The organism is Paenibacillus sp. EZ-K15 (genome assembly GCF_002573715.1).
In the GTDB taxonomy this organism is placed as follows: Bacteria; Bacillota; Bacilli; order Paenibacillales; family Paenibacillaceae; genus Paenibacillus_AQ.
Genome location: NZ_PDHM01000021.1, coordinates 194,853 through 209,974, shown reverse-complemented (window position 1 = coordinate 209,974; position 15,122 = coordinate 194,853). Strand labels below are relative to the sequence as shown.

At 49.6% G+C, this 15,122-nt stretch carries 14 protein-coding genes and 1 tRNA gene; 13 read left to right on the top strand and 2 right to left on the bottom strand.

What is annotated here, in order from left to right; genetic code table 11:
• Window positions 1–165: 165 nt before the first annotated feature.
• From polA to CRG97_RS24970, 5 genes are all read left to right on the top strand, one after another.
• A complete protein-coding gene (gene polA / locus CRG97_RS24990) occupies window positions 166–2,826 on the top strand; it encodes a DNA polymerase I (protein WP_098748398.1) in 2,661 nt (886 codons plus the stop codon).
• Window positions 2,827–2,971: 145 nt separating this feature from the next.
• Window positions 2,972–3,805, top strand: coding sequence for a DNA-formamidopyrimidine glycosylase (gene mutM, locus CRG97_RS24985; RefSeq protein WP_098748397.1), 834 nt, complete (start codon window positions 2,972–2,974; stop codon window positions 3,803–3,805).
• 122 nt (window positions 3,806–3,927) lie between these two features.
• Window positions 3,928–4,668: an MntP/YtaF family protein gene (locus CRG97_RS24980; protein ID WP_098748396.1), complete on the top strand. Its 741-nt coding sequence runs from the start codon at window positions 3,928–3,930 to the stop codon at window positions 4,666–4,668.
• 9 nt (window positions 4,669–4,677) lie between these two features.
• The gene (coaE, locus tag CRG97_RS24975; protein WP_098748395.1) at window positions 4,678–5,277 is read left to right on the top strand and encodes a dephospho-CoA kinase; all 600 of its coding nucleotides are present in this window, start codon (window positions 4,678–4,680) and stop codon (window positions 5,275–5,277) included.
• Entirely contained in the window at window positions 5,274–5,840 is a 567-nt protein-coding gene (locus CRG97_RS24970) for a lytic transglycosylase domain-containing protein (RefSeq protein ID WP_098748394.1), read from the top strand. The genes coaE and CRG97_RS24970 overlap by 4 nt, the downstream gene beginning before the upstream one ends.
• 67 nt (window positions 5,841–5,907) lie before the next feature.
• Here the strand turns inward: CRG97_RS24970 and CRG97_RS24965 are convergent, their stop codons facing one another.
• A complete protein-coding gene (locus tag CRG97_RS24965; RefSeq protein WP_053492022.1) occupies window positions 5,908–6,135 on the bottom strand; it encodes an alpha/beta-type small acid-soluble spore protein in 228 nt (75 codons plus the stop codon).
• A 148-nt stretch (window positions 6,136–6,283) separates the two neighbouring features.
• Between CRG97_RS24965 and nrdR the strand changes: the two genes are divergently transcribed.
• Entirely contained in the window at window positions 6,284–6,757 is a 474-nt protein-coding gene (nrdR, locus tag CRG97_RS24960; RefSeq protein ID WP_076324309.1) for a transcriptional regulator NrdR, read from the top strand.
• Between the two features lie 175 nt (window positions 6,758–6,932).
• A tRNA-Ala gene (locus CRG97_RS24955) sits at window positions 6,933–7,005 on the top strand.
• 686 nt (window positions 7,006–7,691) lie between these two features.
• Here the strand turns inward: CRG97_RS24955 and CRG97_RS24945 are convergent.
• Complete coding sequence (locus CRG97_RS24945; RefSeq protein WP_076323519.1) at window positions 7,692–8,003, bottom strand: YbjQ family protein; 312 nt, start codon at window positions 8,001–8,003, stop codon at window positions 7,692–7,694.
• A gap of 304 nt (window positions 8,004–8,307) precedes the next feature.
• Between CRG97_RS24945 and CRG97_RS24940 the strand changes: the two genes are divergently transcribed.
• The 6 genes from CRG97_RS24940 to CRG97_RS24915 all read left to right on the top strand — a co-directional run bounded on the left by CRG97_RS24940 (window position 8,308) and on the right by CRG97_RS24915 (window position 14,862).
• Window positions 8,308–8,541, top strand: coding sequence for a carbohydrate-binding protein (locus CRG97_RS24940; protein ID WP_161952968.1), 234 nt, complete (start codon window positions 8,308–8,310; stop codon window positions 8,539–8,541).
• A gap of 347 nt (window positions 8,542–8,888) precedes the next feature.
• The gene (locus CRG97_RS24935) at window positions 8,889–10,040 is read left to right on the top strand and encodes a GntR family transcriptional regulator (protein ID WP_098748392.1); all 1,152 of its coding nucleotides are present in this window, start codon (window positions 8,889–8,891) and stop codon (window positions 10,038–10,040) included.
• 33 nt (window positions 10,041–10,073) lie between these two features.
• Window positions 10,074–10,892, top strand: a complete 819-nt coding sequence (locus tag CRG97_RS24930; protein ID WP_098748391.1) for an MBL fold metallo-hydrolase — start codon at window positions 10,074–10,076, stop codon at window positions 10,890–10,892.
• A gap of 41 nt (window positions 10,893–10,933) precedes the next feature.
• Window positions 10,934–12,040: an extracellular solute-binding protein gene (locus CRG97_RS24925; protein ID WP_202619000.1), complete on the top strand. Its 1,107-nt coding sequence runs from the start codon at window positions 10,934–10,936 to the stop codon at window positions 12,038–12,040.
• An 87-nt stretch (window positions 12,041–12,127) separates the two neighbouring features.
• Window positions 12,128–13,156 (top strand): ABC transporter ATP-binding protein, encoded by a 1,029-nt coding sequence (locus tag CRG97_RS24920; protein ID WP_098748389.1) that lies wholly within the window; start codon window positions 12,128–12,130, stop codon window positions 13,154–13,156.
• The gene (locus tag CRG97_RS24915; protein ID WP_098748388.1) at window positions 13,153–14,862 is read left to right on the top strand and encodes an ABC transporter permease; all 1,710 of its coding nucleotides are present in this window, start codon (window positions 13,153–13,155) and stop codon (window positions 14,860–14,862) included. The genes CRG97_RS24920 and CRG97_RS24915 overlap by 4 nt, the downstream gene beginning before the upstream one ends.
• Window positions 14,863–15,122 lie beyond the last annotated feature (260 nt).

Genomic DNA, 15,122 nt, shown 5'->3' with positions numbered 1-15,122 from the left:
GGGCCCCCGCAAAGTATTTGGAATAAGCATCGAAGCACAGGCTCCACTTTGTGGGGTTATTTTGCGTTTCATCAAGAATTCATCGTTAATCGAACGGATTGTTCGGAATTGGCGGTAACCTATGTTATCATGTGGAAAGGAAGTAATATTGGTGCGAGGTGTTCTATGGACAAGCTGATTTTGATTGATGGAAATAATATCATTTACCGTGCATTCTTCGCGATGCCGCCGTTGACCAATGCCAGCGGTCAGCAGACGAATGCAGTTTATGGCTTTACGACCATGCTGCTTCGCTTGATTGAGGAGCATAAACCGACCCATATGATGGTGGCATTCGATGCCGGCAAGGAAACGTTCCGGCACGCGGATTATCAGGATTATAAGGGTGGTCGTCAGAAGACTCCTCCCGAGCTCTCCGGACAATTCCCGCTGCTGAAAGAGCTGCTGAAGGGTCTTGGCGTCTCCCAGTTTGAAATCGGCGGTTATGAGGCCGATGACATTATCGGGACCATTACCCGTCAAGCTGACGAAGCTGGCCGCAAGGTGATGGTCGTATCCGGGGATAAGGATATGCTGCAGCTGGCTTCGGAACATACCACGATCGCGATGGTCCGCAAGGGCGTTACCGATATTGAGTATTACGGACCGGAACAGATTAAGGAGCGATATAACCTGACACCTGATCAGATTATCGATCTTAAGGGTCTGATGGGCGATGCTTCCGATAACATTCCCGGTGTTCCAGGAGTGGGTGAGAAGACGGCTCTGAAGCTGCTTCATGAATTTGGATCCGTAGAGGCCGTTGTGTCACGTACAGATGAGCTGAAGGGCAAGATGAAAGAGAAGATCGAAGAGCATGCCGATTCCGCCATACTCAGCAAGAAGCTGGCCACGATCTTCCGCGAAGTTCCGCTGGAGCAGTCGCTGGATGACATGGCGTTTACAGGGCTGAATGAAGAGACGGCAGGACCTGCACTGGCGAAGCTGGAGTTTAAATCGCTGATTGAACGGTTAAACCTGAGCACAAGCGGAATGGGCGGAGATGCGGCTGAGTCGAAGCCCGAAGCGAAGATTGAAGTGACCCTTGTGGACACGAAGGATCTTGCGGGGCTTGCGGATAACCTGGCCCAGGTGACCGTGCTCCATGTTGAGACGCATGGGGAAAACCCTCATCATGCCGAGGTGATCGGGCTCGCACTTGCTACAGAGGAACGACAGTACTTCATTCCGTTTGAGGTTCTGAAGTCGGAAGAGGCCGAGCCTGTCCGTACTTGGCTTGCCGATAGCGGGATCCCGAAACGCGGGTATGATCTGCACCGCATTGATCTGGCTCTCCACTGGCAGGGTATCGCTTTTGCCGGCGCAGCATTCGACGTTCATCTGGCTGCATACCTGCTGGATCCGACGGAAGCGAATCAGAGCCTTAGCGGGCTGGCCTCCAAATACGGGCTTGCGTATCTTCAAGCCGATGAGGATGTGTTCGGTAAAGGGGCCAAATACAAGGTTCCCGATATGGTGAAGCTCAGCGAGCACATGGCCAGAAAATGCCTGGCTGTATCCGAACTGGTTCCCGTTCAGGAGAAGGAGCTGGCAACTAATGAAATGCTGCCGCTGTTTCATGAGCTTGAGATGCCGCTTTCCCGCATTTTGGCCGATATGGAGAAACAGGGAATTGCCGTGAATGCGGAGGATTTGAAGGAGCTGGGTCGCGAGTTTGAAGGACAGATCGCGAAGCTTGTTCATGAGATTTATGAGATCGCTGGAACGGAATTCAATCTCAATTCGCCTAAACAGCTGGGCGAGATTCTGTTTGTGAAACTGGAACTTCCGGTCATCAAGAAGACCAAAACCGGTTATTCTACCGATGCCGAGGTGCTGGAGAAGCTAGCTCCTTATCATGATATTGTCCGTCTGATCCTAAAGTATCGTACCTTGGCCAAGCTGCAATCCACTTATGTGGAAGGTCTTCTGAAGGAGATTTCGTCACAGACTGGCAAAGTGCACACCTATTATCGCCAGACGATTGCCGCAACGGGGCGTCTGAGCAGCCAATTTCCGAATCTGCAGAACATTCCGATCCGTCTGGAGGAAGGTCGCAAGCTGCGTAAGGTCTTCGTTCCGTCCGAGCCGGGCTGGAGCATTTTGGCAGCGGACTACTCCCAGATCGAGCTGCGCGTGCTTGCTCATATCTCGGATGATGAACGGCTGAAGGAAGCTTTCGTCCACGATATGGACATCCACACCAAGACCGCGATGGACGTGTTTGGAGTCGGCGTGGATGAGGTGGACTCCAATATGCGCCGGTCCGCCAAGGCGGTTAACTTCGGCATCGTGTATGGAATCAGTGATTATGGCTTGTCCCAGAACCTGAACATTACCCGGAAGGAAGCCGCGGCTTTCATTGACCAGTATTTCGAGGTGTTCCAGGGTGTGCGGCGTTATATGGACGTGATCGTCAAGCAGGCGAAGCAAGATGGCTATGTGAAAACGTTGCTTGAACGCAGACGGTATCTGCCGGAGATTAACGCCAGCAACTTTAATCTGCGGTCCTTTGCGGAGCGGACGGCGATGAATACGCCGATTCAGGGAACGGCCGCCGACATTATCAAGCTGGCCATGGTCCATATGGACAAGGCATTGTATGATCGTCAATTAAAGAGCCGCATGCTGCTTCAGGTGCATGATGAATTGGTGTTTGAGGTGCCGGAGGATGAACTGGAGATCATGAAGGAATTGGTGCCTGAAGTGATGAGTCAGGCACTGAAGCTGTCGGTACCGCTGAAGTCGGAAGTCAGCTATGGCGAGAACTGGTACGAAGCGAAGTAAAGCTGCACATTGTGTCAGTCGATAGAAGATCTTTTATAGGGATCATGGCGTGAAGAGGGGCGCAATATGCACCATACCTTTCCACAAAACCATGGTCCCGCTCTGTCCCAACTTCCGGTATAATGGGAAATGAGGTGAAGTCATTATGCCGGAATTGCCGGAAGTAGAAACCGTGAAACGAACACTTAACCAATTGATTAAAGGTAAGCATATAGATCATGTATCCGTACATCTGCCGCGGATCATTCAGCGTCCTGACGATATTGAGGCATTTGCGTTTATGCTGAAGGATCATACCGTGGAAGGTGTAGAGCGCCGCGGGAAATTTTTGCGGATATTGCTGGACGGGTTAGTGCTCGTCTCGCATCTTCGGATGGAAGGGCGTTACGGGGTGTACCCTGCCGAGGAGCCGGTGGAGAAGCATACCCATGTCATCTTTCATTTCTCGGATGGCACGGAGCTGCGCTATAAGGACGTACGCCAATTCGGAACGATGCATCTTTTTGCAACGGGGGAAGAGTTCCAGCACGCTCCTCTTGCCAAGCTGGGTTATGAGCCGCTGGATGAGACGTTCACGTTCGGAACCTTTAAGGAAGTCATCGGCAGCAAGAAAACGAAGATCAAGGCGGTGCTGCTGAATCAGGCATATGTGGTCGGTATCGGCAATATATATGTCGATGAGGCATTGTTTCGAGCCAAGATTCATCCGGAGCGCAATGCTAACAGCCTGAAGGATGCCGAGCTCAAGCGATTGTATCATGCGATTGTGGATACACTGTCCGAAGCCGTTGACGCGGGTGGCTCTTCCATTAAATCCTATGTCAATGGACAGGGTGAAATGGGGATGTTCCAGCACAGTCATCAGATTTACGGACGGAAGGACGAGCCGTGTAATACATGCGGAGGACCGATTCATAAGATCGTGGTTGGCGGACGGGGGACCCACTTCTGCCCGAAGTGTCAGCCGTTAAGGAAGTAATCCAATAGGCGTGCACCCATTCCTTTCCTCACACATATAATGTGGAACATATGTGGAGCGCATGGAGCTGCTCTTCTTCATGAATGAGCCGCTTGATGTGGAGCTTACGAGGAGGGAAAAGGGTGCTCAGTCATATTTTCTCGTCTGTGCTGCTGGCTATGGCATTAAGCCTGGACGGATTTGGGGCGGGGGTTACATACGGTCTGCGCAAAACCAGGATACCGCTGCTGTCTGTATTGATCATCTCGCTATGTTCCGGCTTGGTGCTTGGCGCCTCCATGCAGGCAGGCGCGCTGTTACAGCGGTTCTTATCCCCATCTGTGGCGTCCGTGATCGGAGCCGCCATTTTGATTCTGCTGGGCTTATGGTCTCTATGCCAGCAAGTTCGCAGAAAAAACGAGTCTGATGTGCAGCCGGTTTCCAATGAGGTTATTACAAAGTCTCTTATGGAGACGCAGGGGGCTGACCATCAAGTAAAATTACGACGTGAGGTTAACACGGCAGGTCAAGAGCATCTTCAGCGGGCGGTATTCTCTCTTGAGATTCCGAAGATCGGCGTTGTCATTCAAATTCTCCGCAGTCCCTCGAAGGCGGATCTGGACGACTCCGGCAGCATCTCTCCGTGGGAGGCAATGTGGCTCGGGATCGCGCTATCGCTCGATGCGTTCGGAGCAGGGCTTGGCGCAGCCATGCTGGGTTTCTCACCGCTAGGTACCGCAACGGTTGTTTCCTTGTTTAGCGGGATATTCCTGGTGCTGGGCATGAGGGTTGGTTTACGCTTTGCATCCAAAGGCGGCATGCGTTTTATCTCTTATTTGCCTGCTTTTTTGTTAATCGTCATGGGTATAATGAAGCTGTTATGAGGTGAAGTCATGAATATCGGTTTAACCGGAGGAATTGCAACAGGCAAGAGCACCGTGTCCTCCATGTTGACCATGAAGGGAGCACTTCTCGTCGATGCGGATCTCATCGCCCGGGAAGTGATGCTCCCGGGTCATCCGGTGCTGGGTAAAGTGACCGAACATTTTGGACAAGCGATCCTGTTTGAGGACGGTACGTTGAATCGAAAAAAACTCGGGGAGATGATATTCCATCATCCCGAGCAGAGAACGGTGTTGAATGAGATCACGCATCCGGCGATCCGGCAGGAAATCCGGGAACGGACGGAAGCGTATGAGCGGCAGTATCCGGACCGGCTCGTGGTAGCGGATATACCGCTGCTGCTTGAGGCTAAGAAGCATTATTCTTATCTTGACCAGATCGCTGTCGTTTATGTGCCGCGAGAGCTACAGTTAGAGCGTCTGATGGCGCGCGATGATCTTAACAGGGAAGCGGCAGAAGCGCGTTTAAACAGCCAGATGGATATCGAGGAGAAGAAGCGTCTGGCGGATATCCTCATCAATAACAGCGGAACATTGGCCGAAACACAGCAGCAGGTGGACAACCTGTGGGGCAGGCTGGTTCGGTTATGAGGTGGCTCCGTAAAAAAAGAGTGCTGCTTCTGCTGTTTGTCTCTTTTGTAGCGCTGCTGTTTCTGAGCTCGAACTGGATGACCTTGCTGTATCCGATTTATTATAAGGATGAAATCCGGAAGCATGCCGCTTACTATGAGGTCGATCCCTTCCTGGTGGCTTCCATCATTCGAGTGGAGACGAACTTCAAGCCAGGTAAGGAATCCAAGAAAGGGGCACTGGGCATTATGCAGCTGATGCCAGATACGGCGAATTGGGCGATGGAAATGGCCAAGCTGCCTTCGGTGAACCTGCTGAACGTGAAGAATGAAGTGGATGCGAATATCCAACTGGGCACCTGGTATATTCAGAATCTCCACAAGGAGATGGACGGTAATCCAATTGCCGCCATCGCCGCTTACAATGCAGGCCCCGGGAACGTGAAGAATTGGATCAACAAGGGCATGTGGGATGGAACCTACGAGAATGTGAAGAGTATTCCTATCGGGGAAACCCGTCACTATGTACAGCGCGTGATTTATTATTATAATCAATATACAGATGTATATAAGGACGGCTTTTAACGAAAAAAGAGCGCTGGACAGGCTCTTACATCGAGCTGTCCAACACTCCTTTTTAAGGAAGAATCAATTATTGACCGGAGAATTGACCAGCCAATTGTTGCTCGGCCAGGGTTACAAGACGCTTTGTGATGTATCCCCCGATCGAACCGTTCTCGTAGGAAGTCATGTTACCTTGGTATCCGTCTTGTGGAATGGAGATACCAAGTTCTTGAGCTACCTCGTACTTCAATTGCTCAAGAGCAGCGTTTGCGCGAGGAACAACCAGGTTGTTGGAGTTGTTGTTGCTTTGTGCCATGTTAAGTTCACCTCCTTGGGTTGGTAAAAGTATTATGTCTCGGGTTTCGCATTTTCATAACATAAAAGAACAAAGTTTTGCTGGTAAATTTTTCTCTAGCGCTATTCAAGGCGAAATACGCTGAAACGAAGGAAGTGAAGATGACTTTATGAAGTGTCCATATTGCAGTTATGCCGGAACGAAAGTGCTTGATTCCAGGCCGGCCAACGAGAATAAATCCATCCGCCGCCGCAGGGAATGCGAGCAGTGCAGCAAGAGATTCACAACCTTTGAGATGGTGGAGGAAACGCCGCTGATCGTCGTGAAAAAGGACGGAAGCCGCGAAGAATTTAGCAGGGAAAAGGTGCTCCGCGGTTTGATTCGGGCATGCGAGAAGCGTCCGGTATCCGTGGACCAGCTGGATATGATTGTATCGGATGTAGAGAAGGCACTGCGCAATACCGCAGCAGCAGAGGTGGAGAGCCGCCAGATCGGGGAGCTTCTAATGGAGCGGTTATATCCGGTCGATGAGGTAGCTTACGTCCGCTTTGCATCCGTGTATCGCCAATTCAAGGATATCAATATGTTTATGAAGGAACTGAAAAGCCTGCTGTCCAAGGGTACGGACGTTTCGGAGTTGTAAGAGCGTCAGGTTCTGCACGATCCAGGTGCTCTTCTGGGGCTCTCATAGGGCCCATTATCATCATCGCTAAGTGACATTATATAGAGAAGTAAAAGGGATACAGCACGTCATCAAAAAATGTGAAAAACATGTTGACATGCCTGCTGATTTTTTATATGATATAGAAGTCGCTTACGGGGCCTTAGCTCAGCTGGGAGAGCGCATCGCTGGCAGCGATGAGGTCAGGGGTTCGATCCCCCTAGGCTCCATAATAAGAAAACCCTTGATGGTACATCAAGGGTTTTTTGCTTTTTTAATGACTTGTTAATTCTTTTCAGAAAAGGTCTTGGGGACGAATCTTAAACATTATGTAGAAGTTGCAGAGTTAGGGTTCCCGCGCTGTTTTTAAATCCATTGAACAGACTGAGCTAGGGTTTTAAATTTCCGAATCCCCAGTCGTTTGGCCACCTCTCGATAGGACATGTTCTCCTCAATAGCCAGCCGCACGGCCTCCTTCTTAACTTCCTAGAATAACTCTTGTTTGTACGTCCTGTTTTCCCCATGAAAAAAAACCCCTCCAGCAGCCATCTTAACAGATGTCTCTTTTTCGTTGTCTACCATGAGGGGAGAATACCATATTATGGGCGGTATTTTCTTTTGTAATGTCTAGTTTTATTTGTGGTGTCTTCTCCTAATTGAATTAGAGTCTGTCTGAATTCATGTTCACGAAGGCAAAGATGTCCTAAAATAAAAATAAATCTTTGAGATAAGGGGATATGTGACTACACGTTATGAGAGCAATGACTGTTAAAAGCAAAGTAAATGTTGGACGACAAGAACATGAATACTTTGAAAGTCGCATTATATGCGGCTTTTTTGTTTTAAGTATATAAGTTCTTGCCATAACTCAGCGACAAGAACTTATATACTATGCGGAAAATTTACACTGTACCGGCTATACCACCACTGCGGTTCCGCTGACGGCCACCATCAGCATTCCCTCACGAATAACTTCATAGTCGATGTCCACTGCTATAATGGCGTTTGCCCCCAGGCGCACGGCTCGATCTTCCATCTCGACAAACGCTGCATCCCTTGCTTCCTGCAGCTTGTTTTCGTATGCCCCCGAGCGCCCGCCGACAATATCGGTAATGGAGGCCAGAAAGTCCCTCACTACATTAGCACCCATAATGACTTCGCCGGTCACAATACCGATATACCTTTGAACAGGGTAACCTTCAATAGTGGATGTCGTTGTAATAATCATGCGTTCTTCCTTCTTTCAAATAGATTTTTATAGCGGTTACATGTAAAAGCAACTTCCGAAAAAATAGTCCTTTCCAATAGAACGACCAGGTTGGTGCACCGCCCCCAGGATGATGATCGCCTTGGTGGAGAAGGTTACCTGATGACAATGACTGCATGACTAGAAGAATACGACCCATTTTTCCAGCGTGTGTGTCTTCCTTTTATTACGCTGACAGAAGAGGATTGGTTGCACGAGTGGACGTAATAAGCAGGTACAGATGGTTGTCAGCTGTCCATCGAGTATTCCAGCATCAGCACGAACTGTGCGCCGAATCCCAGCCATAGAGGTTCAGCTAGGCGGAGTGGACGGCACCTTGATCGGAACGATACCGGTGCCTCCAACGGCAGGCAGGTGGGCGACCTACATAATCGCCACCGGACAACTGACGGAGGCGCTCACAGGCGTTCACGATGTGTATTTTGTTTTGAGCGGCTCAACCGATTCCACCTATAAATATATCGGAAACTTTGACCGGGTAGAATTCACCTGGAAATAAAAAGCAAAAGTGTCCCACAAGCCTTTTCTTTAAGGCTTGCGGGACGCTTTTTTATCTTCTGTTCCAGCCAATATCTTACGGATGTTGAATGGATGGAGCAGGTTTTTCTTTCGTTGATCGGGGAAATGGCAATAGTTTGCATGGTGTATTGTACCTTGATAGCAAACATGGTGAATTAATATATCACTGATATGTAATTCTTGATTCAGGACCGCAGCATTGAGATTTAACATAGAATTTACAAGGCTTTTACAAATATATCATTGAATATGTCAGTGACATTCATTAAGTTTAAATCAGATCCCTTGCGGATTACGAGTCGACTCAACGATTAGAGGGATAATTTGATGAAAGATGTACGTTTGATTAAACAGAATCAATTATATCACCGGGTGGCGGATCAGGTAATCGAGATTATTCAAAGTCGTAGGCTGCGGCCGCATGATCCTGTTCCATCCGAAGGAGAGCTTGCCAAGCTGTTCGGCGTGAGTCGAATGACAAGCAAGCTGGCGCTTCAAAAGCTGGCAGAGCAGGGACTGGTGTACCGCCTGCCCCGAAGAGGGACCTTCCTTGCCCAGCCGCTAGAAGGATTGATGGCCGATGGAGGAACTTCTCCCCAGGTCACCGAGGCGGCGCCGAACGTGGACAGGTTGGTTGGACAGATCGCACTCATTATGCCCCATCTATCCGATTACACTTCCAGAATCATCGCCGCCGCCGAGGCTGAAGTGCGAAAGCACGGGTGCGACCTCATTTTGAAAATGACGAAGGACTGCGACGATGAGGATCTTTGTCTGGAAAGGCTGGCCGAAGGAGGGATCACCGGTATCATTCTGTTTCCTCAGGGGCGGAAGACCTGCAGCGATCAGGTGCTGCGACTAAAGTTGCGCAAACTGCCGCTGGTGATCATCGATCGTATTTTCCATGAAGTGGAGATTGATTGCGTGTATCACGACCACTATATGGGCTCTTATCAAATGACGAAGTATTTGATCGAGAAGGGGCACCGGGAAGTCGGATACACTTCGAATCCGATCGACAATATCACAAGCCGGAAGGAACGGTATCAAGGCTATATCCAAGCGCTGCTCGACCATAAAATTCCGGTGAAGATCCAGAACATTCATTTTCGAAGCGTCGCTTGCGATACCAGCCGCATTAATGAGTGCGATCCGGAACAGGAGCAGTTTATTCTGGACAACCCCCGGATGACGGCCATCATGTGCGGGGATGACCATGTCGCCATCTCGACCATTCACACCGCACTGCAAATGGGGATTTCGGTTCCTGAAAAGCTGTCCATCGTCGGGTTCTCCGATATTCAGTTAGCGGCATATATTCCGACACCGCTTACGACGGTTCGACAAGATACCGAGAAGCTTGCCCGATCGGCCGTTGATTTGCTGATGAAGCGCGTTGGCAACTCCAACGAAAATCCAATCACCATTAAAATTCAAACATCGATTGTAGAACGACAATCCGTTCAGTCTAGGACGTAAAATGGATCACTACAGTGGCAAGGAGACATGACTTTGAAAATTCACTTTCTAGGAACTGCAGCCGCAGAGGGCTTTCCTAATGCCTTTTGCCGCTGCGAGCATTGCAACAAAGCGCGGGAGCTTGGAGGAAAAAATATCCGCACGCGAACTTCCGCCATCTTGGACGATGTCATCAAGTTTGACTATTCCCCGGATTCCTATATGCAGGCGCTGCGGGACAATATCGATCTGGGAGCAATCGAGCACCTGTTGGTCACGCATTCGCATTCGGACCATTACAATGCCGTTGATTTGGAATGCCGCAGGGAAGGAATTGCGCACGGCCTTCAGCATCCGATGCACATTTATGGGAATGGTACGGTGATGCATCACACGCGTGCCGCCATCGGCCGCTTTGAAGGACAAAGGTATCAATTCCATCTGTTGCGCCCGTTTGAGACCTTCGCTATGGGCGATGCAAGGGTAACGCCATTGTTGGCGGATCATGACCGCATGGAAACCTGTCTGTTATATGTGATCGAAAAGGAAGGAAAAAAACTGCTGTACGGGCACGATTCGGGCTGGTTCCCGGATGCGACATGGGCATGGTTAAAGGGCAAAAATCTGGATTGCGCCATCCTCGACTGCACGCATGGATATACGGGGAACTCCCGCGACCGCAATCATATGTGCGTAGAGACGGTGCTGGAAGTCCAGCGCGAGTTCCAAAAAGAAAATATCCTGAAGCCTGAAGGCCAAATCGTCGTCACACATTTTAGCCATAATTCCAAGCTGCTTCATGAGGATTTTGTCCGCATCTTCAGCCCCGTCGGAATTTTGCCGGCATATGACGGGTTGATCATCAACTTTTAAACCAAATAAAATGACACGATCAAAGGAGAGTTAAGGGAATCATGAGAAAACTTTCAATGGCGCTACTTCTCATTATGTGTGTGATTGTATCGGCTTGCGGAGGCGGCAACAATGCCGGCAATGCAAACTCGGGCACTTCGGAGTCCGGGGCTCCGGCCGGGTCGGAATCGTCGTCTACGGAACCGGTCCAGAATGAAAAGCTGATCGTGTACACGAATGCGAACTCTGACGGCCGCGGCGAATGGCTGATTGAGAAAGCGAAAGGTGCGGGCTTTGACATCGAAATTGTCGGAGCGGGCGGCGCCGACTTAACGAACCGGTTGATTGCCGAGAAGAACAACCCGATCGCGGACGTCGTATACGGCTTGAACAATATGCTTTATGAAAATTTGAAAAAGGAAGACGTTCTGGCTAAGTTTGTTCCAAGCTGGGCCGGAGATGTGGAGCAGGGCTTGAACGATCCGGAAGGCTACTATCATGGCCTTGTGAAGCAAGCGATTCTGCTTGGGTATAACCCGAACGAATTCACGGCCGATACCGCGCCAAAGGACTGGACCGACCTTTATAAGAACGATGCGTACAAAGGGAAGTACGAAGCTCCTACGCTGCTTGGACAAAATACGCCTCGTCTTATTGTAGCGGGCATTCTGACCCGTTTCCAAGATCCGAATGGTGATCTCGGTATATCCGAGGAAGGCTGGAATGAAATTCAGCAATTGTATGACAACGGCGTCAGCGCAGTCGAGGGCGAAGACTTCTATGCCAATTTGGCCAGCGGCAAAACGCCGCTAGGGGCGCTCGTTTCCGGAACCCTGCAGCAGAAGGAAGAGCAATATAAAGTGAAAGCAGGCATTGTCAGTCCCGAAGTCGGCGTACCAATGGTCGTGGAACATGCAGCGCTCGTGAACGGAACGAAGAAACAGGCAACGGCGGAGCGGTTCGTAGAATGGCTCGGATCCAGCGAAATTCAAGGAGAATTTGCGGCTGAGTTCAATGCCATGCCGGCAAATACGAAAGCAGTCGAGCAAGCCAATGATTCCGTCAAGGAGCTGTTTACTTCGTTAAAACCACAAGATTTCGATTGGGCCTTTATTGCCGAAAACATGGATCTGTGGGCGGAGAAAATCGAGTTGGAGATTATGCACTAAATAACGGAATGGAGTCAAGCCGGCTGCATATTGGGAACGCCAATATGCAGCCGTTCATTCAAGTACAACAAAAAGGAAGATAATAATATGATTACATTCCAGAACGTTGACATTAAATTCGGAGAATTTCATGCGGTCAAAAACCTTAATTTGCATATTCGGGAAGGGGAATTCTTCACGTTCCTCGGTCCCTCGGGTTGCGGGAAGACGACGACTCTCCGCAGTCTGGTCGGGTTTATTATGCCTACGAGCGGACAGATCCTGCTGAAAGACACCGACATTACCCGTTTGCCGATCGAAAAAAGAGAGATCGGGATGGTATTTCAAAGCTATGCGCTGTTTCCGACGATGAATGTGTACGAGAATATCGCTTTTGGCTTGCGTGTCAAGAAGTTTTCCAAGGCGGAAGTGGACCAGAAGGTAAAGGACATTGCTCGGAAGGTTGATCTGAAAGATGATCAGCTGTTCAAGAAAGTATCGGAACTATCCGGCGGCCAGCAGCAGCGCGTTGCGATTGCCAGGGCGCTGGTTTTGAAGCCGAGCATCTTGGTACTGGACGAACCTTTATCCAACTTGGACGCCAAGCTGCGGGTACAGCTGCGCAATGAGCTGAAACAATTGCAGAAGAAATTCGGGATCACAACGATTTATGTCACGCACGACCAGGAAGAAGCGTTAACGCTGTCCGACCGGATTGGCGTATTCAATCATGGGGTCCTGGAGCAAGTGGGCACGCCCATGGAAGTTTACAATCAATCTCAAACCGAGTTTGTATGCAATTTCATAGGAGATATTAATCGGATCGATCCGCGGATGGTAGAGAACAGCCGGTTGAGGGATATTGTTCAGCCAGGGAATATCGCCTATATCCGCAATGAGAAGGTAAGCCTGCTGCCCCTGCAGGGGATCGATACGGTCCAACTGAAAGGCAAGATTGCGGACCGGGAATTTTACGGTTTATACAGCAAGTACGTATTGGAGATTGCCGGCGGCGGACGGTTAAAAATCATCGAAATAGAAAGCCCGCTCGTCCATCATGAGGTCGGTGACGATGTAGACATCTACCTCCCGGCCCGCGATATTTTGCAATATCCGATGAAGGAGGGGGAAGCATGAATGCCCGGAACCTGAGCACCCGGCTGGCTTCCATAAACCCTTTCTCGATCCTTTTATACGGGTTGATTGTCTGGTTTGTCATTGCCTTCCTGATTTATCCGAACTTGAATATTTACGGCGAAATATTCTTTAAGGACGGCAAATTTACGCTGGAAGCGGCAGAGAAGCTGCTGTCGTCCGAACGCGCGATGAGAAGTTTATACAACAGCTTTATTCTCGCTTTTTCGCTTGTCATTACGGTAAATGTGGTGGGCATTACGCTGGTTTTGATTTCGGAATATTTCGATATCAAAGGCGCGAAGATGTTGCGGTTGGGTTACTTTACGACCCTGATTTACAGCGGAGTCGTGCTGGTGTCCGGCTATAAATTCGTCTATGGCGAAGAGGGGTTTATGACCAAGCTCTTAGTTCAATTGTTCCCTTCCTTTGATACGACATGGTTTCATGGCTATTGGGCGGTTCTATTCGTCATGACGTTCGCCTGCACGTCCAATCACTTTCTGTTCCTGAGCAATGCGATTCGCAAAATCGACTTCCAAACGGTGGAAGCCGCGAGAAATATGGGGGCGTCTACGGGGTATATCCTATGGCGGGTCGTACTTCCGGTCCTGAAGCCTACGATCTACGCGCTGACGATCCTGACTTTTCTCACCGGCCTGGCTGCGACGTCCGCGCCGCTTATCCTCGGGGGCAAGGAATTCCAGACGATTACGCCGATGATTCTGACATTCTCGAGAAGCATGACGTCAAGAGACTTGGCTGCGCTGCTGGCTCTTATTCTCGGAGTGGCCACACTGGTGTTGTTGACCGTGATGATCCGGTTCGAACGTAAGGGCAACTTCATGTCGGTCTCCAAAGTCAAATCGGAGCTGGTCAAACAACAAATCCGCAGCAAATCCGGTAACATAGCTGCTCATATTCTGGCTTACGGCCTGTTTGTTCTCTACATCGTTCCGGTTGTGCTGATCATCATCTTTTCGTTCACCGATGCGGCCAGTATCTCGACCGCCACGTTGAATTTGAACAGCTTCACGTTGGATAATTACATTCAAGTGTTTTCATCCATGTCGGCATTTAAGCCTTATCTCGTAAGTATTCTATATGCCGCGGGAGCCTCGGTCATTGTCGTCGCATTGGCGCTGGCCGCGTCAAGGATCTTACATAAATATAAGAACAAGTGGGCGCTTGCCCTGGAATACGCATTGCTGATTCCGTGGATTCTGCCGTCAACGCTGATTGCAATCGGACTGATCGTAACCTTTAACACGCCAAAGCTGATGATCGGGAATACGGTGCTGGTTGGCACGGTCTGGATGCTTCTGATTGCTTATGTCATCGTCCATATTCCTTTCACCCTGCGAATGGTCAAGGCCTCCTTCTTCAGCTTGGACAGCAATCTGGAAGACGCTGCAAGGAATTTGGGTGCCAAACCGTTCTATACGTTCAGAAAAGTATTGCTGCCGATCATTCTACCGTCGACGCTAGCTGTTCTTGCCTTGAATTTCAACGGAATTTTGGCCGATTATGACGTTACCGTGTTCCTCTATCATCCTTTGTACCAGCCGTTAGGAATCGTCATCAAGAACAGTACGGATGCGCAGGCGCTCGCGGATACCAAAGCGTTGACATTGGTGTATTCGGTGATACTGATGATCATGTCCTCCGTTACTCTATATTTCGTTTATGGAAGAAACAGCAGATCTTGAGGGCAAGAGAGGATCACTTCGTCTTTTTAGTATACGTGCACAATGCTAGGCCTAGGCAAGCAATCGGCGGTGTTGTACCCGTCAGCGTCGAATAGTACAGAAATGATATGAAGAGGATGGGCTTGAAGGATTATAGATAGGGGCTGGTCCATGATCTTTCGCAAAGACAATGAACCAGTTCCTTTAGCATGTTTTGCCGCATTATGAAAGGCAATGGACTCCAGCACATCCTGGAATCCATTGCCTTTTTGGCGTTGCCT